Here is a 25,002-nt window from a genome sequence, read left to right as displayed (position 1 = left end):
GGACAAAATTACAATTCCAAACTCATAATTCATAATTTAATTTATGCTCTTTCAATTACAATTGCAGATGCACCACCACCACCATTACAAATAGCAGCAGCACCTAATTTTGCATCGTTTTGCTTTAATACATTTATCAAAGTAACAATAATTCTAGCTCCTGAACAACCTAATGGGTGTCCTAAAGAAACGGCACCACCATTAACATTAATATTGTCTTCTTTTAAACCAAGAATTTTAGCATTAGCTAAGCCTACAACAGCGAAAGCTTCATTAAATTCAAAGAAATCAATATCGCTAATAGCTATTCCAGCTTTATCAAGTGCTTTTGGAAGAGCTTTAGCAGGTGCAGTTGTAAACCATTTTGGCTCTTGTGCGGCATCCGCATACGATTTTATATATGCTAAAGGTTTTAATCCTAATGCATTTGCTTTTTCTTCACTCATTAAAACTAATGCAGCCGCTCCATCATTAATTGTTGATGCATTCGCTGCAGTAACAGTTCCGTCTTTTGTAAATACGGGTGAAAGACCTGGTATTTTGTCTAATTTTACATTAGTAAATTCTTCATCCTTAGAAACTATTAGGGCGTCACCACGTCTTTGTGGAACTTCTACAGGTACAATCTCTGAATCAAATTTTCCTGCTTCCCAAGCATCTGCTGAACGTTGGTAAGATTGTATAGTAAAATTATCTTGATCTTCTCTAGAAATATTGTATTCAGTTGCGCATAAGTCTGCACATACACCCATTGCATTGTTGTCATAAGCATCAACTAGGCCATCTTTTTGCATTCCGTCAACAAGTGATGTTGGTCCAAATTTAACACCATTTCTCATGTGAACGTAATGTGGAATTAAACTCATGTTTTCCATCCCACCAGCAACAACAACATCTGCATCACCAGTCATAATTGCTTGTGCACCTTGCATAACCGCTTTCATACCGCTTGCACAAACTTTATTTATAGTAGTACAAGGAACAGTATCGGGAATACCAGCAAAAATAGCAGCTTGTCTAGCAGGAGCTTGTCCATTACCAGCTTGAACTACATTACCCATTAATACTTCATCAACATATTTAGGGTCTAGATTGATTTTATTTAAGGCTCCTTTTATAGCAGTTGCTCCTAATTTAGTAGCAGGTACTGAAGACAAAGCACCCATAAAACTTCCTATAGGTGTTCTAACTGCAGAAACTATAACAACTTTTTTCATGATATGGTTTTTTAAATTGAATTGCGAATTTACTATTTTTATTGATAAAAATTGCATTTTTTATAATTTAGGAACTAAAAAAAATAGTTTGCATGAGAATTATTTATCTGGTTTGAAAAATAAATTAATTTGTATCTATTTGAATTATAGTTGCTTTGAGGAAATAAGAAAAAAAAGTAAAAAAAAACTAAGATAAATGTTGTAAATTAAGATAGGAAGACATACATTTGCAACCGCAAAAAAGGTCAGTTCTTTGTGAGATTATTGGAGAGGTGCCGGAGTGGTAACGGAGCAGATTGCTAATCTGTCATCGGGTAACCGATGCCAGGGTTCGAGTCCCTGTCTCTCCGCTTTTTTTGTCTTCGGGGTGTAGCGTAGCCCGGTTATCGCGCCTGCTTTGGGAGCAGGAGGTCGCAGGTTCGAATCCTGCCACCCCGACTTTATGGCCCAGTAGCTCAGCTGGATAGAGCAACTGCCTTCTAAGCAGTAGGTCTCAGGTTCGAATCCTGACTGGGTCACAATTACTCAATTGAGTAAAGTTATAGTAAGTACACAAACATAGGTGAGAGCTGATGTAGTGTACTTTTTTTGTTTAATTCTAAAACTATAACTTTATGTTTTTCCAGACTTCTGAACGCATTTTTGACACGCTAGCTGACACGCAACAAAAAAGAGTGTCAATGATTAAAACAAATTTTTCAATTAGAAGGGATATTACCGTACGTGGTGAGCATCCAATTTATCTAAACATTAGCCGAAATGGCTATAAACGGGAGAGAATACATCTTCAAGTCTATTTAAAACCTGTAAATTGGATTGCTGACACGGAAGAAATTCGCGTGACAAGCGATGAAATTTATGATAAGAAACTGATATTGGACAATATCAAAAAAAAATTAACGGATATTAAAACAGTTTATAGACTTTCCGATTTAAATTTAACTCCTGAAATACTTAGGCAGGAATATGAAGATAGATTAAGCCGGGTTAATTTTATTTCCTTTTTCTCTGAAGCTCTCAAGCTGGAGAAGTCTAAAATAAAAGGAGGAACATACAACCGATATTTTTCGGTTTATGCTAAAATAAAAGAGTACCAAGAATATGTACCATTCAATACACTGAACTTAGCCTGGTTCAATAAGTATAGAAATTATCTGAAATTTAAGAAACATAACAGAGAAACAACAATCAATTCAAATTTTGCCACAATAAAGAAGATTTTAAATATCGCCAAGAAAAACAATATTAAATTAATGTTTGATGTCGAGGATATCAAAGTAGGCAGAACTGATGGAGAAAAAACGTACCTATCTAAAGAGGAACTCAAGAAATGCATGGACTATTATTTTTCAGGTTTTATTAATAGATCTAATAGATTAATTCTAGGCTATTTTTTATTTAGTTGCATGACTGGATTAAGAATATCGAATGTTATGCGTTTAAATCGAAATCAATTATTAGGGAATGATTTTTCTCTAGTAATAGTGAAAGGAGATAAGGACAAAACAATTTCTTTGAATCAAAAAGCAAAAGATATAATTAATCATACTGAAGAGTTATTCATCAAGAAATATTCTGACCAACATATTAATGATGAATTAAAAACTATTATGAAATCGCTAGGCATCACTAAAAATGTAAAATTTCACAGCGCTAGACACACATTTGCTACGCTTTTCATTAAAATGGGTGGAAAAGTAGAGCTCCTACAAATGCTATTGGGACATTCTAAACTATCCCAAACGATGCACTATGTTGACATAGTTCAAGCGGATGCAAACGAACAAATATTTCTCCTGGATAATTTATTTGTAGATTAAAAAAAAAGCGGACAATCGTCCGCTTTTTTTTATAGTTCTGCTTCAGTTTCAATATCTATTTCAAACTCATCTTCTGAAACTTCAGTACGTGTAATAGATCTCACTATATGATTATTCATATAAGCAAATACCTTGCTTTTGTTTTTCAAGTTTGCAATATCTTCATAATGTGCTTTGAAAGACCATTGAAAGCCTTGGGAATTAATTCTAAAATTTAGCCAGTCTTTCCAATACTTCTCATGAACCTGTGGAATTAATAGTTCGTAAGGATCTTTTGATAAATTTAAATCATCGGTATTTAAACCATCATATAGGACTGCATATATTTTAGATTCATCCGTATCAAATGCATGTGCGGTTTGAATGCCATTACGAAATAATAAGGGTAGAGGCAAAGCATCTACAGTTATCTCATTGGTCTTGTCATCAGTTTTATAATTTGCAGTTACGAATCCATCTTTATTATGAAAAACTGGTAAAAAAGTATAATCTTTTGTTTCAACATCTTGGAATTTCAATAGGTAAGAGTTACCTCTGGTGAATTTTCGAAGAGGTGTTTTAACTTCAAAAATGGTCAAATCAATAGGTTCTTTACGTTTTTTTTCATCCTGAATGAAGTTCATGTGAATTTCATTACCTCTCTGATCAAGGTCTAGATTAAACCAATTTTTAAACCGATTTACAAATTCTCCAAAGGTTATTTTTGGAACAGCTCGTGTTAAATCCACTTCATTTTGATTGATAATAGTAGGTATTGCCATTCCTGAAGTATCATGCAAACGAATAGGATTAATAGCTAAATCAATAATAATTCTATCTTCTCTTCGACCACCGTAAACTTCAACAGTAATGTTATTAAGGCTTAAATCGGATAACGTTTCAAAAATCACATTCACATTTACAGTAAGCGCACTTCCATACATATATATTTGTTGAGTTGCCAAGACAACATCTCTATATTTAATTTTGAAATAACTGGTACTAAATCTTAAACCTACTAATAAAATAGTTCCTATAATTCTGTATTTCCCTGGTGTCGTAATTTCAATATCTGAAAAATATTTATAAAACAATACAGTAGGATTAATTGTAGGAGCAGACCAAGAAAATGGACCTGGAAAAGTTCCTTGTATTACTTGACTTCCAGCCTCGACATAATCAGCTGACATTTTTAAAATATTATATGATTCTAATTCATAAGTAGTCCAGTAATCTGTATCGGTGTAGATGCATAATTTTTTAATAGTTTCATCTTCCAAAATATCACCCATTAGTATTTTTCCTGCATCTTCAAAACCCTTTTTCAAAATATGCAATGCGTAAGGTGTTGGTTGCATGATATTTCTATTATAGGTGATATCATCAACACCAACTTCATTAATTAAAAAAGCGCCATCTTTATAATTATTAATGATCATTTCGAAATCTAGCCAAGGATCTTCGCTATTATCTATTTTGTCAATGTGAATTTGAGGAAAATTATAATTAACAGCTGGCCAAGTTTGAGGAATTATAGTTGCTGCATGTGCATAGATGTCGACCACTTCAAATTTATCTAAAGGCAATTCGGATAATTTTTTATTGAAGTTTGGAAACTCATCAAAACCATAGCCAAAACTCATTGAAATTTTGTCGGTGACTTCATCTATTTCTAAGATGGCATCTTCCATGACATCTCTATGAACGTATTTACCCTCATAAATTGTGGTATGCGAATTTGCATTGAACCAGGACAAAAAACCAAAGTTAATATCATTTTCTTCGGTTAGATCCATTTCGAATGGAAAAGTAAATTTCACAAAAAACTTGTTTGAAAACCAAGAGTTTTCCAAAATGTCTGCCACTTTCAATTTGGACAAATCGATTTCGAAATTAGAAGTTATAAATTTCCTCATTTGATGTTCTGTTTATGATGAATTCTAAATTATAAGAGTTGAGTTCGCGACTGCTATCTATATTAATCATTGATTTAGTTTGCGGAATTAATTCGATATTTTGATTCTCCAGAACTAACCAAGCTCTACGTGATCTGACTAAACTTTCAACTAAAATTTGTTCTGATTTTAAAATAAAACCAGTGTTTAAAGAAAGTTTTATTTCTTTATCAGTCTTAATGTTTTCAACGATTTCAACTAAATCTTTATACTTTTTAAAGGTTCGAATATCAAAGTCTGAAATAACTTTATAATCGCCTGTAAACTGCAGCGAACTAATGAGCTTGTACTCATCTTCCCAAACTACTCTTAGACTTTCTACATTATCTGGAAAAACATAAAATGTCTTAGATAAATAATTGACAAGAGTAGTGTATAGCCTGTATTCAATTACATCTCCTGGCTTAATTTCTAAGCTTGAAAAGTCTATTTGATCCATTATAACATTATAATCTTGACCACTCACACTATAGGTCATCGACATAGTATTATTTACAATTATCTGAACCACATAACTACCAGCTTTTATTAATAGATTAATAGTTTGAATTGAATCTACTAAAACGCGAGTTGGTCCATCGTAAATTGATAGAATTGCCATTCCATCAATTATAGATTTTGGTGAAATTCCAGCGATAAATTTCACTTTTTCTAAAGTGAAATCTCTCTGAACTTCTTTTGTTTCCAAATCTTTTTCCTCCACAGTAATATCTACTTCGCAAGTTTTGTAAATTTTTTGTGATGAAAAATCTAATTCTAAAATTCGTTTCATTACTCGATGAATTTTTAAACCTATATTTTCTTTTTGACGATTTCTTAACAAAACAATTTTCAGAGGAATAATAAAAATAGTTTCTAAGCCTGTAAAGAAATCAAAAACCTTGATATTCATTAGCATATCGAAGAAGGTATTTTCCAAATCGGAATAAAAAGAAACAAATTTATTGTCCAATGTAAAATTGAATTCTGTAGTGCTATATGGTAAAATGATAAAACCATCAACAATATAAGTTATTGGAATTAAGAATTGCTGAATGCCATTTCCATTATCATAACTAACAATTATATTTCCTGTATATGTTCCTGCATCTATAGCATCTGAAGGGACAACACCTACATCTATATCGTTAGAACCAACAACTCCAGAAGTAACTGAAGGAACTGCCCAAATAGGAAATTCTAAAGTAAAATCATAAAGTGCTTGAATGTTTAGAGCCTGAATAGGCGCTTCTAAAATAGTTTTTATTGCATAGAATGAAAGCGCTGCAGGAGTAGCTAAGATATCGATAGGTTCTAAAATATCGATCGTTAAATTTGAAATAAAATTATACCAGTCGGGATTAAATCCAAATGAAATAACATCACTAAAACTTCCAACTGTTAAGCTGTCTAAATAAACCTGTGAAGGTCTAATTTCGAATACTCCAGAGCCATTACCACTAATTTTTTTTGTAGTAGAGCCATAAATAGTCAACACTTCTACCAATAGATCACCAGAGATGACATTGACTTCATATCGATCTGAAGTACCAGGTAAAAAAATACCCCAACTACCTATTGCATCTACATTCATTTCCTGAAAATCAGGAACTAAAGTTTGATGGTAATGAGTGAATGGTAATAAATAAGGAGTTAATATCGGTTGTTCGTATGCATAAACATTTAAGTAGATGTTTAGTAAACTAAAAGATAATATCGTTCGAGTACCATTAGTGATATCTTCAGGTGATTTTCCTGTAACTTGTAATATGTATGATGCATATTTCTGGCTAGAATTGAAAGTATTAATCAATGAAGTTGGTTGCAAACTGATGTTACCTGTCATTCCTGTAGTCGAAATAGGATAGTAAGTGCCAGTTGTAAAATCTCCAGATAAAGTTAACCAAGAGGCACTTCCAAATATTCTAAATTCAAAATCTGTATAACCAACAGCTTCAGGTTCGCCAATGATATCTCTTATTTTTAATAAAAAATTGATGCTCGATGGAATTGAAGTTGTTTTTCTCCAATTAAATTCTATTTTTTGCGGGTGATCCCAATCTTGAAAAGGCATAATTTATACGTTATTTCGGTTTCTTAAATCTTCATATCTCTTTAATCCTTCCTTTAATTCTTTCATTGACTTCATATCTCTTGAAGAAATGTAAGCGATTAATGGATTATCTAATAAACTATTCATCGCAGCTGTGTTGTTAGAAATTATAGTCAATGCCATTTTTAGCATATCACTATCAGAGCTGTTGTTTTGATTCGAATTATTTTCTTTAGGAACTTCATATCTTTTAGATAGGTTATCGTAATAGCCATTTTCGAAACCTTTAATACCTCGAAGCTCATTGAAGAGTGCATTTTTTGTCTCTGGTGAAATTTGTGCAAATGCTCTTTTATCGATTACCATTTCAGGCATATCACCTGGCCCTTCTCCAACAAGTATTCTTGGTTTTGAAAACAAACCAGTTTGCATCTTAGATGTTCCTTCAGCTTTGAAAATCTTACCATCTTGTTCTCTCTTTACATACTCAGGGTAAAGCCCTTCTTCAAGACCTTTTGCAGGTAATGGAGTTTTTAAAATTGTTGCTAATTGTAAAGCTCCTAAAGCTCCAACCACCCCCGACATAATTCCTGCAGTTACTCCAAAATCAACTTTAGGAAATTGAGCCCAAATGCCTATAATTGCTTGAGCTGTACTTTGAATCACATTTGCAATTGCCATTAATCGTTGACGTTTTGCTTGTTTGTATTCTATTTCAGCTTTTTTCTTATCTAAATCTTTGTCAATTTCTTCAACACCTTGTTTATATTGGCGTTGATTGATAACACCACTGTCTAATTGCTCCTTTAATTTTTTCTTTCGAGCATCTTGATTTTTTTCATACTTTTTTAATTGGGCATTTTCGCTGGCAGTTTGATAATTTCCAAACTCCTGCCAAAGATTTTTCATTAATCCAACAGCCATTTGCATGGTTTGAATTCCAACAGTTCCATTTTCTATATTCTGGAAAAATTTATCCCACTGGTCTTGTGTAAAACCTAAGATATCCGTATCACCTGTAATGCCTAGATCTATTTCCTTGTCGGAATCATTTTTACCCGATTGTGCTTCTTTTATTTTTGCTAAAGCGGCTTGAATTTTTGCTAAATCTTCGGCTAATTTATCCTTTTGTTCTTCAGTTAATAAATTGAACTGAACACCATCTACATTGATTTCTGAAAGAATGTCTTTATATCTTTCAATTTGCTTATTGAGAAATTCTTCCTGAAGCTTTAATTCATCTTGTTGGAATTGCTCTTTTCTTTTTTTCCTTTCTTCTTCAGTAAGATTAAGCGTAGCTAATTCGTTAAGGAAATTAGTTTCACGAACTAATGCCGCCTGATCATACTCATCTTTGAGATTGTCTATTGATTCTTTGCCCGCTTTTTCTTGAATAGTACCCACTTTAAGCAAATGCATTTGCTCCTGGTACTCAATTTGACTATCTAATTCGGTTTGCTTCTTCAGAAGCAAACCTTTCATGTTGTTTATGGAAGCTACTTTTTTCGTATCTCCAGCTTTTTGAGCTTCAATTAAATCTTTATCTAACTCCTCCTGAAGCTTTTTAATATCGTCTGAAGCTTCTTGATAGTTTTGTAATTTGGCTTGATGTTTAGCCACTTCCATAGATAGTTCCTTAGCATAGCCATCGCCAAGAAGTGCAATTCTTTCTTCCTCTGTTTTTTGCGTAAGATCTAGTAACTCTTTACGCATTTTCTCTTCTTCCTTTAAATAGGAATCATCGTATTTTTTCTCCTTCTTGTCTTTTGCATCAGTAAGATCTAAACCGCTTGGCGGTTTTTTATCATCGGATATTAGTTCTGGAATTAAATTAGGATTATCCTCTAAATATTTCTTCATTTGAGTTTCTGTCAGTCCTAATTCATCTTGTAATTTTTTCAAAGCTTTAGTCCTTCTTTCAACAGAAGTCATTAATAGATCATTAGTAGCTAAAGCATAATTTCCACCATTTTTAAAAGTAGCCCACAATTTATCATACCACGCAACTTCATCCTCTAGAGAAGATTGATTTTTTTTATCAATTTCCTCCATTATTCTTTTTTGTCGTGCCATTAATATTTCAAGCTCATGTTTTTTTCTTAAACTTAAAATATAACTATCTAGAATCTTTTTACCTTCAGCAGTTTTAATATTTTCGAGTGTTAAATTGCCTAGATATTCTGGAGAAATTTTATTAATTGCTTCAATTGCTTTCTTCCTAGCCTCTTTTGATGCGGTTTCATCTTTAGCTATTTTTAATAACACATTCAAATTAGCCGTTTCTTTTTTAATGATAGCATCAGCCTCTTGCATTGTTTCATTAATTATAGACTGCTGAGTAGCTGCTTCTTTAGCATTTTCTTTAAAAGCTTGATAAGCAACTACGATAGCTGCAATTGCAGCTAAAACAAATCCCCATGGAGAAGTTTTTAAAACGGTATTCATTACCCTAAGAGCTTGAGTAGCTCCTTTGATATTTCCTGAAAGCAACATTTGAGCGGCTGCAAAAGCTTGAGTAGCTACAATTCCAATAGCATCTGCTACAGCACGAGCTTTACTTGCTATAATGTATAAGATATTCGCTTTTGTGTTTTCTCCAGCCCATAAGGCTACGAGTTTTTGCCAGGCTACATTTGTAACCATAGCAGCTGTAACGATTGCAATTATTTTAGCAGCAAATATTAAAGTGTTTTTCCAAGCGGTTACTTTTCCGTCTGAATCTTCAGTAGCTCCAATGAATTTGGCTATCCAGTTGACAACATCTTCCAACCATTGGACAAAGCCTTCAGGTGTTACCCAGCCAATGATTTTCTTTTGTACTTTTTCTAAAGTGGCAGCTAAATTGGTATTCTTAATGTTGTATTCGTCTATTAATGAAGTTCCTTCAGAAAAGGATTTATTTGATAAATCAACTAATTCTCTAAATCTACCTACGTTATTTCCTGCAGCTCCAACAATTTTATTTACACCGTCGGCTCCTAGTCCTAATATCTCAAGAGCTTTAGCCATTTCGACACCATTCTTAGCATTTTTCGATAGATGCTCCGAAAATTTAAGGAAGAATTCCAAAGGATCCTCATTAATCATTTTCTCCACTTCTTTTTGCGAGATGCCCATAATTTTGGCAAACTTTCCAGTTTCTGTAGAGGCTTGCTTCAGGAAGATAGAGTAGGCACGTGCTGAAACTTCTGATTGAATCCCACTTTCCTCGAATGCAGCACCTAAAGCGAACGTTTCGGCTATTGTAGGCTTCATTACATCGGATAAAGCACCAATTCGTAAAGTAAAATCGGCTATATTTCGTTCGGTTGCAGCTCCATTTGCGCCTAATTCATTAATAGCAGAACCTATTGAGTTGTAAGCTTTATCCACTCCTAAATCTTTGGTCTCCTGGAATAGAAATTTAATTTTTCCTAGTGAAGACGATACTTCTTCTACACCTCCAGTGAAAGAATCCCCCAGTGCTACATTGGCTTTATTCATGACTTCGACAAACGAGCCAATTTCTTCTTTGACAATTCCTATTCGGCCACCTTCTTCAGCTATTTTAAGAAGGTCGATGCGAGAGGTTCTAGTTTCTAGCATGCCGAATGACTTCGTTAACTCATCGACTTCTTTTTTATTCATTTTAGTAGTCTTCATAACGTCTGCTTGAGCGTCTGAAAGTTTACCAGAGATGTCGATAATCTTTTGAATGGAAAGAACCATACCTGCACCCATTGCGATAATTGAAGCGCCAAGTGCTGCATAACGATTAAATGAATCAGCAATTGATCCTAATGAGAACTTCGCTAATTTAGCTTTGCCGTTTAGCTCTGAAATGCGAGCCGAAACTTGTTTTAATTCCGCTTCATATCGTTTATAATCGGAAGAACCTGGTATTAAATTTGCGAGTGTAAGTTTGAGTATATTCGCCTTACTTCTCAATTGAGCCATGGTAAGGCCAGTAATACCTATTTGCGTTTGCAACTGCTTCATAGTTGCTTTATTGTTATCTATGGCAGCGGTATTGCTTTTTATTGTAGCTGTAAGGTTTTTGTACTCCTGGCTTTCTTTTTTTCCTGCAGCTTCCAATCTTTTCTTCTCGAGATGCAACGATTTATTTTCCTCAGTAAGCTTACGAGTAGCTTTTTCAAGGTCTAAAAGTTGTTTTTGTGCCGAATTTCCATTGATAATAATAGAAAGTTTTATTTGTTCATCTGTTATAGTCCGTGCCATTTCTTAGGAATTTATTCAAAGCTCCTAAAATGGAATAAGAATCGATGTAACGTGAAAAATGGCCTAAAATAAAAACCCCCTTGATAAAGGGGGTTCATCTGTTGTAAGCACAGAATTCAAAAGGAAGGCTTGAGTGTTCAATTAAAGCTTATCTCCCTTTGTATATTAATCTTTTTTAAAAGTATCAGGCATTCTAAATGTCAAAAATACTTTAAAATAGGAGTTACCATTTTCTTGGTGAATTTCATTAGATTCATGATCTGTTAAAGTATATCCTTTTTCTGTATTTTCTTTAATTACTATATCAATTTTTCTGATATCGTAAGTATTAATTTCTAAAAACATTTTGGTTATATTTATCATAATTTAATTTAAAGCGGGATTTTCACCCGCTTAGTTTTTTGGTTTAAATATCGTTTAATTACCAGAGACTATTCTTATTTATTTCATCTCGAATACTATCTAATTCTTTTATTATTGTGCTTTTAAAGTTGTATAACCATAAAGGATCAGACAAAACATAAAGAATAGGCCAAACCAGAACTAATAATAAAACGAGGAATGTCATTGCTACAAGTTTTAACCTTGGTATAGTATGCTTTATGTATTTGTTCATTTTTAAAAGCGGGATTTTCACCCGCTTAATTTTTTGGTTTAAATATCGTTCAATTGAAAAAGAAGATTTTTTATTTGTTCATCGGTGATTTTCAGTTTTCTATTTTCTTCCTTTAGAAATAACTGGTTATTTTCAACTGATATGAATCTATCTGAAGTGAAACTTATTGTTACCAGTTTTTTACTTTTGCCTATTTCAACGTGGCATGTAACGGTTTTTACTTTTTCGATACTCTTTTCTTCTTGAATTTGTCTACCGTGTGTTTTTCTTACACATTCAACTTCAATGATTAAAATGCTAGCCTGTGGAGTTTCATCTTTAATCGAATCAACCTTGTAGGTTCTATTTACATTTACAACTTGATAACCTGTGTTTTTAAATGTAAATTCTGTACCTATTTGCGGTACATCATCAGTTTGAATGTCAAACAGGATCTTTTCTTCTTTTGGATCATGCCAAGATTTTTCTTGGTTCGTGAAAAATATATTCATAATGTCAATGATTTAAAGAAAACAACTTCATTGTTGTTTCATTTCTACCCTACGAAGATACAAAACATATATTAAGTATGCAATAGCATACTTAATAAAATCGATGAACTACACTAAATTTTAACATTTAGGAGTAACAAATTTAGTTTTGAGAAGTTTTATCTAAGTCTAAATTTGATTTTTCAGATAGATCATGGAATTCTATATGAACTCCGATTAAAGATAAGACCTTTAAAAATGTAGTAATGGAATAGTCTGGGCGAGGAGTTTTACCCATTCTTAGAACTGAATATAATTGTTGTTTTTCAATGCTTATATTATTCTCTTTTGCTTTTTTAAGAAGTCCATAAGCGGTTAATTTTTTATCTATCATTATCTCTTTAAGATAATTTGCAATAACAGTAGTTGCAATTTGCGTACGTTGGTCCATAATGGTATATTTGTATATAATTTAATTGTTTTAACAAAACGATTTTGTTGTACATTTCTACAAATGTAAAGCCTCTCTTTCGAGAGGCTTTTTTTATTAATCAATAAAATGAATACTTCTTGCAACAATCTGAACAGCGTTAGTGGTATTGTTTTCCCAAAACTCAAAACTAACATTAGCATAAGCGTTGCTTTTTGATGTAGCGAATGTTTTTATAGTTTTATAAAAAGAGCCACCTTCTAATCTGATTACTTCTAAAGTAACTTCATAATTACCTTCTTTATATTCATTAAATTTATTTTCAGCATCTGCTTTAGCTTTTTCTTTTCTTGAATTAACAATTTCATTGTGCGATTCTAAAGTTTCAGCCAACGCATTATATACCATAATTCTGTTTGGTCCGCATCCAGTAGTTGCGATTTCATTTAAGGGATAAGAATTTGTTCCCGCGAAGAAATTATCTAAATTGTTGATTGTTGATTCATTAGCTGATATTCCACCACCTAATGAATTGATAAAAGCAACAGCTTCTTGAGTGTTAGCAACTAAAGCTGATTTTTTGAAGTAATTTAAAACGATAGTTTTCATAATTTAAAATTTAATTGTTAGTATTTCATTTCTACCCTACAAATATACATCTTTATTTTAAGTATGCAATAGCACACTTAATAAAATCGATGAACTACATTAAATTTTAACATTTAAACTAAAAAAGCACTCAAATGAGTGCTTTTTTTATCAGATAATATCGATGATCAGAATATTAAAATCGAATGCTCCGCTGGTGGAACTGACGGTTATTTCGACATAGTTAGGTGAAACAGCATCGTAGGATAGATTTCTGTTTTTGCCCATTCCTAATATTATATAGTCGTTATCGACCATAGGAGTGGAAAAAAATACTCTGTATTTGCCGCTGCCAAGATTAACGACTGAACTAACATTCAATTGTTTTAGAATGTCTCCAGGCTTATCGATAACTACAAAGGCAAATACTCTATATTCTAACGAAAATAGATTGCCCTGAGCATCACTTTGTACAGTTCCTTCAGTTAAAGTTCGTACACGAACACCACCATTAATATCGAAATCATTTGTTGGTGTTGTGGTGTTTATCCCAACCTGAGCTATGATCAGGAAGGGAAATAATAAGGCTATAAGTAATTTTTTCATACTAAATTACTTTTTTGAAAGCGTTTAGATCTATTTCGGATTCGAAACAGCCATTGGAATCAATTAAAACTAACTTATTATTGATTTCTTTCCAAAGTGAGTTTTCATCTATTGTAAAGTGCTCACTTATTGCTACATCGACAGTATTTCTATATAAGGCTTTGCACTGGCAATTTTCAACGAGCTCTGGTAAACTCATTTCTTCTGAAGAGATGAATGTATTAATGATATTGTCATCGTAATAGAAAAGCATACCCGATTGCGTTCTAAAAGCTATAGGTGAAAAATCTTTGAATTTCATATCCTTTTGCACCTGGAGACAATGTCTAAGATTATCTCCAGTAATTAGTGAGGTAGCATCGTCACCATTATAAAAAAGTACTTTAAACATTTTTTACCTCGCTTCCTTTTTTAAATCCCATAAGCTCCAAAGCTTCATTGAATTGCTTGTCTAGTTCCTTTTGGTCCATTTTGCTTGTGACAGATGCTAAGTCATCGACAATGCACATAAAATCGAACCATGATTCTCGATCTGTTTTCTCGTCCATGAAGTGCGTGGACATGATGAAAGGAGTAATGTCGTTGAATTTAGCCTGGAGCGTTTCGAAAAACCTTTTATCGTGGCTAATAAGTTGGCCTAAAAATGAAAAGGCAAAGTTTTCTTTGTAGCTAGCACCAGCAAGAGTGGTGATTGCTTCTTGATTGTTGTTGTTTCGCATAATATTGAATATAAAAACCTACCCATTAGCTGCGAAACAACAACATCACTGAAGGTTATACCGTTTCTCTCGGTACTTCTAATGGGATAGGCTGGATTTTTTACTGTAGAATACATATGATATTATTGTTTCGCACAGCAAACATACAAAAATAATTAATATGTGACAAAAATTGACAAAAAAAATATGTGCGTTTGCACATATTTAATTTTTAAAGTAAGAAACTATTCCTGCAAATAGCAAAGCAATTAGCATTACAAGCCACCAATATGGATCATTTAATTTTTTACTGTAGTGGTTCATTTTTTAGATTCTTCAAGAAAACAATTTAAAGTTTCTAACATTTTTTTATATTTTTTTTCTTTAACATCAAAATCTTTAAAACCATCCATTGTATTAATTCTTATTTTAACAACTCCTTGTTTTAAATGTTTAATTAATTCATCGTTTAAATCAAAGAAAAATTCAAAATCGGTACTACTCATTAAACCACCATTACCTTTTAATTTCCCAGATTGTAAATCTTCTATTTTTAAATCTATAACTGATTTATCCGTTAATAGTAAAGAAATTTTTTGATTTTCATTTATTAAAATTACATCATGTCCTGCAAATGATATCTTCATAGACATTAAATTTGTTTTGAATTTAGAAAATGTTAATCCAATCGAGTTTTCATAAAAATCAAAACATATTATTTTATTTTCAGTCAATAGTCTTTTCTCCTTAGTAAAATCATCAATTTCATTCTTTTTGAATTTACAATTTTGAGCTTCACACATAAAAGACAATAAAATAAATAAGTAAAATAGTTTCTTCATAATTAAAAATATTTATTTGTTAGAATTCAAATATAACAAAAAAAATTACTCCTTTTGGGAGTAATCTTTAAGGGTTTTTAATGCATTTTGAAATTCATTTCGGTCATTTACATCGTTCATTAAATCGGTTGAAAGGAGAACTTTTTGCCAAAATTTCAAAACTTTAAGAGCTTTTTTAACGGATTTTTTAACAATAAGGGTATCATCCATAAAGAAAAGTTTTAAGTAATTATAACTTATTTTTTTGTAAGTTATTGTTTACCTTCTAAACTTTTTATTTCATTTTTAGCCGCTTCGGTGTAACCGAAAGCTAATTCACGCACTAGGAAATTGTATTGTCCCCAAATTATCTTATTATGCACAATTCTTGCTTTTTTAGGTTGTTTTGTACCGTTTTTTGAAGTTCTGGTACGCATATCTACAAATCTATTACGCTTATCGTGTTTATAGGTCAGTTCTCCATTAGAAACGCTAAAAGTTCTGTCGTTCCAAAAGGATGATTTAAAGGAAGACATGGTTTGGTCTTGCGTTTTTTGAATTTCACGGCTAGTTTCTTCCATTTTTTTTTGAATGAATCTACCCTGGAGAATTTCTTCAGCTCTATTGCTTCTATTTTGCAAAACACTCATTATCGTTTGGTTTTCATTTGAAATATAATTTCATATCCTCGACATTGTAGACCATCCCAAAATAGTTTTATTTCGACCGTTTCTTCATCGAAGAATTGGAAAAGGCCACAATCGTAATTGCTTTCAATTTCACCTGATTTAATACCTAATATTAAATCGATAAACTCCTTAGTGATGCCTTGCAATTTGTCGTATAAATCGAGTTTTGCATCGTGCTTCAGGTCTTTTTCAGTGGATTTGTCGATTATGAAAAACTGCAAATAATTAAGATACATGGATCTGTCTTCTTGGCCCATTAAACCATGATCTGGTGCAACAGCAAAAAGCAATGTATTTTCGGAGGTTTTTCTTTCCTCAAGAAACTTCACGAATTCTTTGTCTGAAGTAATTACTTGAGAAAAATTTATATCTGAAATAAACGTGTCTTTGACATCGTTTACAAAGGTTCTAAGTGTTTGTATCTTTAGCATTGTCGTACTGTTTTTTAAGTTTCAATTCATTTATCCTGGCATCATACATTTTGATCATAATCACCCAAAATGAGGTATTTTGCACTTTTTCGAAATTACCAAACGCTCCACTCTCAGCCATTGCGAAAGCCACAGAATCTAAACCTATATCTGAAGCTTCAATTTCTACTTTTTTACCATCTCCTTTAAACAAAATGGATAGATCTAGAACTTTATCGCCCCAAGGAACTGAAGCCGAAGAGACGAAGAGCTGCATACTTGCAAAATAGAGGTAAACTCCGTAAATAAAGCCAATAGGCAGTTTTTTAAAAGTGTCGATTCTTTCCTGAAGATGGTGTATGCTATACGGTTCTCGAATGTCACCGTCATAGGATGACAATCTTTTTTTTATCCAATGGAATCTTTTTTTAGGACGATAAAGGACAGCTGCCAATTCATATAATAGATTGAAATCGTGTGACTGATTGAATTGTAAGAACAAACGCAAAGCATCGGTGTATTCTCCAAATTTCATATTCTGATATCCATCTGAAGGACCGTAATAAGTTATCCAAAGTGGCTTAAACTTCTCAACTGGATTGTTAATGTAGTTTTGATTGATCTGTAAATCATAATTACCATCGTCTAACTCATTAATGCGGGTGAAAAAGGAATTTTCGATTAGTTCCTGAAGCAAAACTACGTTATGAATTTCTTCAGTAGATTTTGGTTTCATGTTTAAAAGTTTGTAAACCGCATGAGTTAGAAGATCTAGTTTAGAGATTTTTCCAAACTGATATTTAAAGACCAAATCGCAAATTGCGATATACTGAGTTGCATCGCACTCAGATAGATCTTCTGGAAGATATCGTTTTATTTTTGCTTCAGGAAATTCTATTAAATGCATTTTATATGAATTCTAAGTTATCTGTAATTTCAATACCTAGTACTTTCATTTTCAAACCAAATTCCGCTAATATCATTGTTTTTATTTTTATTTTAGTGGTATAACTCATAGGAATGTATTTCGAAACTCCTTTTTTGGTTTTTTTTGGAATTAATCGATGCGCTTCTTTAATCAAATGAATTTTTTCTAATTCCTTATTTAGAATTCCGGCTTTTATTTGTTGTTCGTAAGACTTTGCCTGTCTTATTTTTCTGAAATTCCAAAGTTTGAAGAAAATTGATTTAATGTAGATGATTGTTTTTTTCATATTTTGAGTTATTTATGTTGCAGAAAAGAATTTATCGTCACAGTTGATTATTGGAGTAGGTTCTGGAGCTGGTTCGACCACTTCCGGAACTGGAGCAACAAGATTTTCAATTTCAATAAGTGTTTGCTTTAAAGTTTCCGAAAAAGCTTGACGCGCCAATTCGTGTTCGTTTAGTAATGCTGGTTTTTTTGAAATTGTCGATTGACGGTCTGAAACTTGATATTGCAATATTCCTTCTGGGAATATTGAAACTGATAATCGGGGAATTGCCCAAGCTAATGAATAGCATGCACAAGCCATTTTTACGAGATTTAATAATTCGATATCAATTGCTTCAGTTGGTGTGTCCTTTAGAATGATGTATTTGTCTTTTCCAATTCTAGGAATTATTTCACGACGTTCACATTCAATTATACCAGGTGTAATTTTCATTAATAGTAAACGGCTTTCAATCTGGAAGAAGTTATTGAAATCGTCTACATTGTTTAACAGGCTATTTTTAACCGCCTTGTAAGAGGTTGAATTGATCCATTTGTAATAAACAGTAGCCTGTTGCTGTTCTTCAGTAAGACTTTCATAATCATCAGGCATAGAGTCATCTAATAAATCAATCAAATCGTCAAGCGCACGATAATATCTTTGTTCTTGAGCTTTATTGTCGTTATCTATTTGCCATTGCCAAGGCACTTTAGTATTTTCACCACCTCTCGTGGTACGACCGTCATTTGAATGTGATAAATCGTTCGTTGGTGCGAATAATCGATAAGCATTCACAGCAATAGGATAGCGAATAGAACGCACTATGTTTGAATCTACTGAATCGAAATTATTTGTATATACGCCCTCGACTAAACCAGTAGTATAGCTTTCAAAAGCATAATTGTAAACTTCAGTACTAATTAGTTTCTTTACATCTTTCGTAGCTGTAATGATATCAGGTAACAAGTTTTTGAAAGATATGTCCGCATCGACATAGCCTAATAATTCTTTCAGTTCATCTGAAGATATTTCCGGATCTGTTAGATTAAAGAGTATTTTCATTATTGATTATTTTTAGTTCTATCGGCTGGATTGGTGTTTTGCTGTAATTCTGGAACGTTATGGAAAAATCCAATTTTCAATCCGGAATTAGGGAAATTTGCTTTTAATGCATAATTAATTGGTTTGGTAATCACCATTTCTTGAATATCAACACCTGTATTCAGATAATTAAGTAAAGCGTAAATTTGTTCGCCTCCGCTATTTGCTTTTCCGCTATCTGTCATATTAGCGAGCACAGGATGAACATTTACTCCAGCAGCTATTGCCTTATCGGCTTTGTCCGATATCATTACTTGAGCTTCGACAAAGTCTTTTATTTTTTGGTCTAAAACCTTTATTTCCCAGCCTTCTTCTATGAGCTCGTGTCCCATGACTACCATTTTTCTATTAGTATGGAAATACTTTCCTGCATTATCAGAACCTGATAGCACTTCGCCTATTTGCTCCAGGAACTTACGCTCATAATCTTTCAGCATGCTCTCTGAATAGGTAGTATTTTCAATTCGGCATTTGTCTTTTAACTCATCTCTTTTTTTATCCCAAAATGAGGCTGGAGATATGATGTGATATTTTAAGTTGATTGAGTTTTTAGCGAAAGCTTTAAATATTAAAGGCACTGCAGTACTTCTATTAATCCATTCTAAAGAGCCATACAAATCAGGAACCGAATAGTAATCGGTACAAAAGGTGTACATATTGCTATAAATAACCGAATTATCGTAAGCAAATGGTTTGTTGTGATCAAACAAAGGATAAGCTTTAGTTTCAGTAATTGCATTAATATGGCGAAAGTTCCAGGTACCTATTAGCATGTGAGTTGGTATTTCTTCCTTAGCAGCTCTTAATCTAGCTAATCGAGCCTTATCAGATTGAATGTGATGTACTTTGTTTATGAATGGCTTACCTATGCGAGAGCCTTTGTTTAGCTCAAAGCGAGTGTTTACGCCTTGAATGTGCTGATAATCTACACAGCATTTTAACAGGTAATCTTCATATTTAAAGCTATCGAGCCACGCCTGTACAGTAGTGTCATTAACCCTAGTACGTATGTCCTTACCATCTACTATCTCATCTCTGTATAGTTTTGGTCCAGCTCCCCAAAGTAATTCTGTTTTACGTTTTAAGAATCCTGGCACGTTGTAGCTATTGTCGACTACCTCTTTAATTATGTTAGGCATATCGTTATTAGAACCATAGGGATAGATGATGTAGTCTCCTAGATAGTTCTGAACGTTGTTCCAATGAAGCGTACCTGAAGAGTTAGTACGTTTGTCAAAGTCTCTTGGCGTTTCTGCCACTTGATATGTGTATGCTACTTGTGGTGTGTCCACAATGACGCCACCTGATTCATAACTAATATTCATTATGGTTCTATTTTATTATTATTAATACTTAGTAGTAATGACATGCGGAAGAATCTAGGAGCATCATTATTATCTAGATCAGTGTAAGCAACTAACTGTTTAGCAAGGTTGCTTTGATCATTTCTTAGTCCTTGTCTAAGGACAGCTCTATTGACTACCCTAACACCATGAGTAGTACTCTTAGTCTCACTGTATGTTATATAGCTAAAGGAGAACGGTACACCTATCTCGGTGAGCTCTCTCATTAACTTAACAGCTTGGTGTGGTGATGGCATGGTAATTACTATTATTATAGCAAGTGTATGAAGATATTATATGATATAATGTAACGTGACAACTTATAAAAGGTTACCTACGGTGGCTTTATTGGTGCGCCCTGCAACTCCCCAGCTGGTGGGGTTTGTCATATTTCTACCTTTTCGCCATTGAATGTAATTACATATACTAAACATAGCGGGTCGGGGTTTTTATTTTGACAAACCCCAATTAACTATTTTTATTTATAGTTAATTGGTTGATTTTCAAAATATTATTATTTTTTTAAATTTTATAGAGAGCTATTTTATATCAAAAAAAGTACGATTTATTATTTATTTAGAACCTGTATAAATATGTTATTTTTGTTATAAAAATAGTGTTTTTTAACGCCTTTTATTTGGTGGTAATTACCCTTTTTTGTATCTTTAAGTATTGATAATCAAATAAATACAATTTTATGATCCAAAAAGAGCAAGTTAAAAAAGTGGAAAAAGAAGAGCAAAAAGCAACTTCTTTAAAAGTGGTAGAAACTCCAAAAACTACCGAAAAAATTAAAAATGAGGAAAATCTTATTTCCTCCAAAATGAACGCTAAAGAAGAGATTAGAAATATCTTTAGTAATTCGACAGAAGAGAAACTTTTGAAGTTAGAACACTTAACGGTATTAAGTCAAAAATTCAGAGCTTTAAAAGGCATGAGAGATGATTTAACAAAGTTTATTCTTTCTAGTGATGGAAGTAAGGAAAAAATAGAATTAAGCAATAGTAGCGGTTTTAAGTTTATCGTTTCTAACACTCAAACTATAGAAAAAGTTTTGGAACTGATTGAAAGCGAATTAAACCTTTTTATTTCTAAAGCAGATAAGGAAATACAGGAGTTTTCTATCTAGTTAATTAAAACAATGAATGCCACTAGTGGAATAGTGGCATTCTTTGATAACCAAATAATATACACGCCATGCAGACACGTACAAATTTGAACGACAAAAATAACGCTTTTAAATTAAGCATACAAGTCAAAAATATACTACACGAAAAAGGATATTCTTTCCTTTTTAATTTCAATGATTATAAATTTTTTAAAAAGCAAGTAAACCAGGCTTTTAATAAAGGTTTGGCAATTGCAGAAAAGTTTATAGAATACTACGGAGAAACTCAAAATGATTATTCAGATTATGTTTTTTAGTATGAGAAAAAGAAAAATTTCATACTTAATAGCCAAAGCACAATTTAAAAGAAGTATGAAACCGAAAATAACTATTTCGGGCGACTGGCTAACAACTGCAGGCTTTGAAATAGGCGCACAGGTAGACATTAAAGTTTTTAAAAATAAAATGATAATAACACCCATAAAAAACAAATAAAACTTCTTAAAACGGCTTATTTTAAGTCGTTTTTTTTATTCCAAAAAAATTGCCCCAAAGGGGCAGTGATTGTTTGTTTTCTTTCTTTTTTAGGAAAATATTGGCATATTTTTTACTCAAAGTGTTTACCCTCTACGATTTCAATTAATGCAGTAGAGAATAATAATTCAGATCCAGGCTTTTTATAAATTGAAAGCTCGCTTTTTATTTTTTGTATAGCATCAAACTCATTGATATCATTAGCTTTCATAACTTGAATTATAATATCTATAAACGGGGTTACCGTTTCAGTGTATTTTTCCTTCAGCTGAATTTTTACGGCTTCTCTGGTTTGTTGCAAAACCAATAAATTTCTAAACGTTTTATTTTCTTGAGCTTTCATATTTCAAATATAATCAATTTTTATATAATTGATGGATCTACACCTGTGTAAACACTATGAATGTTCACTTTGTCAAAGAAGTTACCGCGGCAAATCCAGTATTTAAAGGCATCTGAAAAGTTAGTAGAAAACATAGGTCTTGAGGCTAAAGGAAGTTTTTCAGAAGATTTGTCCTTATGAATGGTTCTAGTTCCTAAACGATCTGTTTTTACCATTATTTTAGTAAGCTTCAAAGAACTTGTCAAGCAAGGACATTTTAATTTATCAATTTTTAGAATGGGTAGTCCAGGTACCATATTTCCCATGATTGATTTTGCTAAATTGAATTCTTCTTCTTGATAAATATTGCCCTGACCTTCAGACATTAAATGTACCGTCCAACCAGTAGAAGTTCCATTAGGATAATGTTCAATTGCATTTTTTAGATAATTCGCTTTATCCGCTTTTATTTTGGCATTTTGATTACCTGAACGATCATAATAAAGATAAAGTACTTTATACTTGTGTTCCTTATAAAACTCTACATATTTGGCTCCTAAAATGGCTTCATCTTCAGGATGAAGTGTATAAAATTCTTTTAACGCATAAAGATAATTCCCTCGATATTGCCCAGAAACCATAGAGCTCATATCTCCAAAGTCTACACCCGCTTCCATAGGTGCATTAATATCGTAGTATTTATTATTTAAGGATTTGCAACCGTCTACGATTTTACCTCCTAAAATATCAAATTGATTAAAATAACTGATATCGGTTCCATCTTGGTAAAAATGTTGGTCACCAAGATAACTATAAAATTTTTCTCCTTTTGATACATTTATTTTAAATGATAAAATAGCACTTTTAAATTCTTCGGGTCCCAAAGTTTTTAAAGTAGCTTTGAAATAATTTTCGGTAAGATTATCTAAATTTACTAATGAAGAAATTGCGTAAAAAAAAGTACTGTCTTTTCTAATTCGTGTCCAGTATTCATTCCAAATTTTATATGATTTTTCTAATCTAGTTCTTTCCGAAAAATTACCTATTTGTTGATTGGCCAACATTTCCTTTTTTATATCGTTCAAAACAAGAGCTGCTTGTAAAGCCATTTCAATTTGTTCTTGATCCATTTCTTTTTCCATATTCATAATCCAGTCATCATCTGAAGTAAGAATATTAGGCATATCTGTAGTAAATGTATTGCCCATGTAGTAAGGAGAATGACCAAATCGAACAAATTCACCACGAAGAGCAGGCGAGGAGCGGTCTAGTTTCTTTTTTTTCAGCAAACGAGCTTCATCTCCAAATCGATGCTGATATGATGAACCTGCCAAGCCTGAAGGCTGGTCCAAACTTCCTAAATTGAAAAAGGTACCATTAAAAATGGAAATAGTATGTTTATAGTGTAATGGTGGTTTATAGGGTAATTTAAAATGTAATGGTGGTTTTTTGTCTGTTACAAAATGAATACCTTCTCGCCATCCTAAACGCTGCCATCCTTCAATAAGAGCAGGTAGCACATTTGTAAGCGCATTCATGTAAGTATCGGACACAAACATTTGATAACTGCCAGGCATATCATGAACAATTCTTTGAGAACGCTGCGCTATGATACCTGAAGTTTTAGCTAATGCTCTTCCTCCAACAAGATATAAGTCTTTTGGAGCTATTAGATCAACCAACATCTGAGCCTTATTGATCAATCTTCCTTCTACATTATCATCATCAAGTCTTACGCGGGTTCTCTTGGTCATTTTGGAAGGCTTTAAATGGAATTACATCGGCTTCTTGATATAATCTTTGTTTTTCTTTTTCGGTTAGATCTGGGACTTTTTTATCAATAAATTCTTTTATTGCATTTCGATTAGCTTTTGGTAACCCTAATTGTTCCGCATCGGTTGTATAAACGACGAATTGCTGTTGGAATAATTCTTCTGGCAATTCTTCAGCATCTACTTTATCTAAGTTTCTAAGATGAGAAAGTCTTTCAATCATCTTAGTAACTTTATCACCGTCAGAAACATCTTTAATTGATAACATCGATAAATTAATTACTTTCAACATTTTTTCCGCTAAAATATTTCTCCAGGCTTCTTTTGACACCTGAACATCTGCATAAAAAAATTCTCGAGATTCATTTATTATTTTTCTAGCTTTTACTTTGGATATTTTTTCAGTAATAACCAATGAGTTTGCTATAATATCATCGTTTGGATATTTGTCAAAACGTAATAGCATGCCTCTAGTTTTATCCAAAAGAGTAACATATTCAGCTATCCCTTCAGGAGCATTGTCGAGTGATCCATTTTGTAAAAAAATAGTGATATCCTCAAGCGATAAACTTTCGATTATTTTATTCATTTTCTCCAAAAAAGCAATGATTTTTTTTATTTTCAAATTCTATACGCTCACTTTCCTTTAGAAAGATTTGCGCTGCAGTAATATTTCCTCCTTCTGCAAGTTCTTTTTGTTTAGTCATTATGGCTAGAGTAGTGGATAGTTTTCCCGCCTCATAAGCCTGTCTTATATCTGAATCTAAATTATTATGAAATTTTAAGTACAAAGATTTTTTCACACCGAGCTGCAGCGCAATTTCTCCTGGAGAAAAATTACAAGCGGCCATATTCTGAATGGTAGTTAATGTTTGTTCGTCTAACTGTATGTTTGCTAGACTTTTCATTGTTTTTTATTCTTATATTTTTTTAAAATAAAATAGCATATTTGGAGAACAATTTTTAGCATCACAACCATAAATAAAATTTCAACAACAGTTCTCAGAAGAAAGTCATCAATAAAAGCAAATAATATTTCAGCTAATTTATACATCAAAATATTAAAAGCTATTGTTGATA

28 protein-coding genes and 3 tRNA genes are annotated in these 25,002 nt (G+C 32.5%); 7 read left to right on the top strand and 24 right to left on the bottom strand.

What is annotated here, in order from left to right; genetic code table 11:
* Positions 1 to 41: 41 nt before the first annotated feature.
* A complete protein-coding gene (locus tag ACULEV_RS09605; RefSeq protein ID WP_445458535.1) occupies positions 42 to 1,220 on the bottom strand; it encodes an acetyl-CoA C-acyltransferase in 1,179 nt (392 codons plus the stop codon).
* Between the two features lie 263 nt (positions 1,221 to 1,483).
* Here ACULEV_RS09605 and ACULEV_RS09600 point away from each other — a divergent pair.
* The 4 genes from ACULEV_RS09600 (at position 1,484) to ACULEV_RS09585 (ending at position 3,037) form a co-directional block, all read left to right on the top strand.
* A tRNA-Ser gene (locus ACULEV_RS09600) sits at positions 1,484 to 1,567 on the top strand.
* Between the two features lie 13 nt (positions 1,568 to 1,580).
* A tRNA-Pro gene (locus tag ACULEV_RS09595) sits at positions 1,581 to 1,655 on the top strand.
* A 6-nt stretch (positions 1,656 to 1,661) separates the two neighbouring features.
* Positions 1,662 to 1,735: transfer RNA gene (locus ACULEV_RS09590), tRNA-Arg, on the top strand.
* 96 nt (positions 1,736 to 1,831) lie between these two features.
* Positions 1,832 to 3,037 (top strand): tyrosine-type recombinase/integrase, encoded by a 1,206-nt coding sequence (locus ACULEV_RS09585; protein WP_445458453.1) that lies wholly within the window; start codon positions 1,832 to 1,834, stop codon positions 3,035 to 3,037.
* Between the two features lie 29 nt (positions 3,038 to 3,066).
* Here ACULEV_RS09585 and ACULEV_RS09580 read toward each other — a convergent pair whose 3' ends face one another.
* The 19 genes from ACULEV_RS09580 to ACULEV_RS09490 all read right to left on the bottom strand — a co-directional run bounded on the left by ACULEV_RS09580 (position 3,067) and on the right by ACULEV_RS09490 (position 20,168).
* The gene (locus ACULEV_RS09580) at positions 3,067 to 4,932 is read right to left on the bottom strand and encodes a hypothetical protein (protein WP_445458452.1); all 1,866 of its coding nucleotides are present in this window, start codon (positions 4,930 to 4,932) and stop codon (positions 3,067 to 3,069) included.
* Positions 4,910 to 7,024: a hypothetical protein gene (locus tag ACULEV_RS09575; protein WP_445458451.1), complete on the bottom strand. Its 2,115-nt coding sequence runs from the start codon at positions 7,022 to 7,024 to the stop codon at positions 4,910 to 4,912. The genes ACULEV_RS09580 and ACULEV_RS09575 overlap by 23 nt, the downstream gene beginning before the upstream one ends.
* Positions 7,025 to 7,027: 3 nt before the next feature.
* Positions 7,028 to 11,221, bottom strand: coding sequence for a phage tail tape measure protein (locus ACULEV_RS09570; protein WP_445458450.1), 4,194 nt, complete (start codon positions 11,219 to 11,221; stop codon positions 7,028 to 7,030).
* Positions 11,222 to 11,386: 165 nt separating this feature from the next.
* Positions 11,387 to 11,584, bottom strand: a complete 198-nt coding sequence (locus ACULEV_RS09565; RefSeq protein ID WP_445458449.1) for a hypothetical protein — start codon at positions 11,582 to 11,584, stop codon at positions 11,387 to 11,389.
* A gap of 58 nt (positions 11,585 to 11,642) precedes the next feature.
* The gene (locus ACULEV_RS09560) at positions 11,643 to 11,837 is read right to left on the bottom strand and encodes a hypothetical protein (RefSeq protein WP_445458448.1); all 195 of its coding nucleotides are present in this window, start codon (positions 11,835 to 11,837) and stop codon (positions 11,643 to 11,645) included.
* Between the two features lie 38 nt (positions 11,838 to 11,875).
* A complete protein-coding gene (locus ACULEV_RS09555; protein ID WP_445458447.1) occupies positions 11,876 to 12,328 on the bottom strand; it encodes a hypothetical protein in 453 nt (150 codons plus the stop codon).
* 142 nt (positions 12,329 to 12,470) lie between these two features.
* On the bottom strand, positions 12,471 to 12,758 hold the full coding sequence (locus tag ACULEV_RS09550; protein ID WP_445458446.1) for a hypothetical protein: 288 nt from the start codon (positions 12,756 to 12,758) through the stop codon (positions 12,471 to 12,473).
* 96 nt (positions 12,759 to 12,854) lie between these two features.
* On the bottom strand, positions 12,855 to 13,346 hold the full coding sequence (locus ACULEV_RS09545) for a hypothetical protein (RefSeq protein WP_445458445.1): 492 nt from the start codon (positions 13,344 to 13,346) through the stop codon (positions 12,855 to 12,857).
* 150 nt (positions 13,347 to 13,496) lie between these two features.
* The gene (locus ACULEV_RS09540; protein ID WP_445458444.1) at positions 13,497 to 13,931 is read right to left on the bottom strand and encodes a hypothetical protein; all 435 of its coding nucleotides are present in this window, start codon (positions 13,929 to 13,931) and stop codon (positions 13,497 to 13,499) included.
* A 1-nt stretch (position 13,932) separates the two neighbouring features.
* Positions 13,933 to 14,322, bottom strand: coding sequence for a hypothetical protein (locus tag ACULEV_RS09535; RefSeq protein ID WP_445458443.1), 390 nt, complete (start codon positions 14,320 to 14,322; stop codon positions 13,933 to 13,935).
* Entirely contained in the window at positions 14,315 to 14,650 is a 336-nt protein-coding gene (locus tag ACULEV_RS09530) for a hypothetical protein (RefSeq protein ID WP_445458442.1), read from the bottom strand. Before ACULEV_RS09530 ends, ACULEV_RS09535 begins: the two co-directional genes overlap by 8 nt.
* Before the next feature lie 299 nt (positions 14,651 to 14,949).
* The gene (locus ACULEV_RS09525; RefSeq protein ID WP_445458441.1) at positions 14,950 to 15,471 is read right to left on the bottom strand and encodes a hypothetical protein; all 522 of its coding nucleotides are present in this window, start codon (positions 15,469 to 15,471) and stop codon (positions 14,950 to 14,952) included.
* A 45-nt stretch (positions 15,472 to 15,516) separates the two neighbouring features.
* A complete protein-coding gene (locus tag ACULEV_RS09520; RefSeq protein WP_445458440.1) occupies positions 15,517 to 15,681 on the bottom strand; it encodes a hypothetical protein in 165 nt (54 codons plus the stop codon).
* 41 nt (positions 15,682 to 15,722) lie between these two features.
* Positions 15,723 to 16,100 (bottom strand): hypothetical protein, encoded by a 378-nt coding sequence (locus ACULEV_RS09515; RefSeq protein ID WP_445458439.1) that lies wholly within the window; start codon positions 16,098 to 16,100, stop codon positions 15,723 to 15,725.
* On the bottom strand, positions 16,100 to 16,570 hold the full coding sequence (locus tag ACULEV_RS09510) for a hypothetical protein (protein ID WP_445458438.1): 471 nt from the start codon (positions 16,568 to 16,570) through the stop codon (positions 16,100 to 16,102). Before ACULEV_RS09510 ends, ACULEV_RS09515 begins: the two co-directional genes overlap by 1 nt.
* Positions 16,548 to 17,456 carry a hypothetical protein gene (locus ACULEV_RS09505; protein ID WP_445458437.1) on the bottom strand — a complete coding sequence of 303 codons (909 nt, stop codon included), beginning with the start codon at positions 17,454 to 17,456 and terminating at the stop codon, positions 16,548 to 16,550. Before ACULEV_RS09505 ends, ACULEV_RS09510 begins: the two co-directional genes overlap by 23 nt.
* A 1-nt stretch (position 17,457) precedes the next feature.
* Positions 17,458 to 17,763 carry a hypothetical protein gene (locus tag ACULEV_RS09500; protein ID WP_445458436.1) on the bottom strand — a complete coding sequence of 102 codons (306 nt, stop codon included), beginning with the start codon at positions 17,761 to 17,763 and terminating at the stop codon, positions 17,458 to 17,460.
* Between the two features lie 12 nt (positions 17,764 to 17,775).
* Positions 17,776 to 18,804, bottom strand: coding sequence for a DUF6712 family protein (locus ACULEV_RS09495; protein WP_445458435.1), 1,029 nt, complete (start codon positions 18,802 to 18,804; stop codon positions 17,776 to 17,778).
* The gene (locus tag ACULEV_RS09490) at positions 18,804 to 20,168 is read right to left on the bottom strand and encodes a hypothetical protein (protein ID WP_445458434.1); all 1,365 of its coding nucleotides are present in this window, start codon (positions 20,166 to 20,168) and stop codon (positions 18,804 to 18,806) included. The genes ACULEV_RS09495 and ACULEV_RS09490 overlap by 1 nt, the downstream gene beginning before the upstream one ends.
* A 715-nt stretch (positions 20,169 to 20,883) precedes the next feature.
* On the opposite strand from ACULEV_RS09490, the gene ACULEV_RS09485 reads away from it, so the two are divergent.
* The 3 genes from ACULEV_RS09485 to ACULEV_RS09475 all read left to right on the top strand — a co-directional run bounded on the left by ACULEV_RS09485 (position 20,884) and on the right by ACULEV_RS09475 (position 21,789).
* Positions 20,884 to 21,315, top strand: coding sequence for a hypothetical protein (locus ACULEV_RS09485; protein WP_445458433.1), 432 nt, complete (start codon positions 20,884 to 20,886; stop codon positions 21,313 to 21,315).
* Positions 21,316 to 21,383: 68 nt separating this feature from the next.
* Positions 21,384 to 21,611 carry a hypothetical protein gene (locus ACULEV_RS09480; protein WP_445458571.1) on the top strand — a complete coding sequence of 76 codons (228 nt, stop codon included), beginning with the start codon at positions 21,384 to 21,386 and terminating at the stop codon, positions 21,609 to 21,611.
* Positions 21,586 to 21,789 carry a SymE family type I addiction module toxin gene (locus ACULEV_RS09475; RefSeq protein WP_445458432.1) on the top strand — a complete coding sequence of 68 codons (204 nt, stop codon included), beginning with the start codon at positions 21,586 to 21,588 and terminating at the stop codon, positions 21,787 to 21,789. Before ACULEV_RS09480 ends, ACULEV_RS09475 begins: the two co-directional genes overlap by 26 nt.
* Before the next feature lie 112 nt (positions 21,790 to 21,901).
* Here ACULEV_RS09475 and ACULEV_RS09470 read toward each other — a convergent pair whose 3' ends face one another.
* The 4 genes from ACULEV_RS09470 to ACULEV_RS09455 are packed head-to-tail and all read right to left on the bottom strand — an operon-like array spanning position 21,902 to position 24,830.
* Positions 21,902 to 22,171 carry a hypothetical protein gene (locus ACULEV_RS09470; RefSeq protein ID WP_445458431.1) on the bottom strand — a complete coding sequence of 90 codons (270 nt, stop codon included), beginning with the start codon at positions 22,169 to 22,171 and terminating at the stop codon, positions 21,902 to 21,904.
* A gap of 20 nt (positions 22,172 to 22,191) precedes the next feature.
* Entirely contained in the window at positions 22,192 to 23,904 is a 1,713-nt protein-coding gene (locus ACULEV_RS09465) for a hypothetical protein (protein WP_445458430.1), read from the bottom strand.
* On the bottom strand, positions 23,876 to 24,511 hold the full coding sequence (locus ACULEV_RS09460) for a hypothetical protein (RefSeq protein WP_445458429.1): 636 nt from the start codon (positions 24,509 to 24,511) through the stop codon (positions 23,876 to 23,878). Before ACULEV_RS09460 ends, ACULEV_RS09465 begins: the two co-directional genes overlap by 29 nt.
* Complete coding sequence (locus ACULEV_RS09455) at positions 24,504 to 24,830, bottom strand: hypothetical protein (protein ID WP_445458428.1); 327 nt, start codon at positions 24,828 to 24,830, stop codon at positions 24,504 to 24,506. The genes ACULEV_RS09460 and ACULEV_RS09455 overlap by 8 nt, the downstream gene beginning before the upstream one ends.
* Between the last annotated feature and the right edge of the window lie 172 nt (positions 24,831 to 25,002).

It is taken from the genome of Flavobacterium sp. HNIBRBA15423 (genome assembly GCF_052655965.1).
Note: the sequence above shows the minus strand (reverse complement) of the source record. Positions and strands in the feature narration are given on the sequence as shown.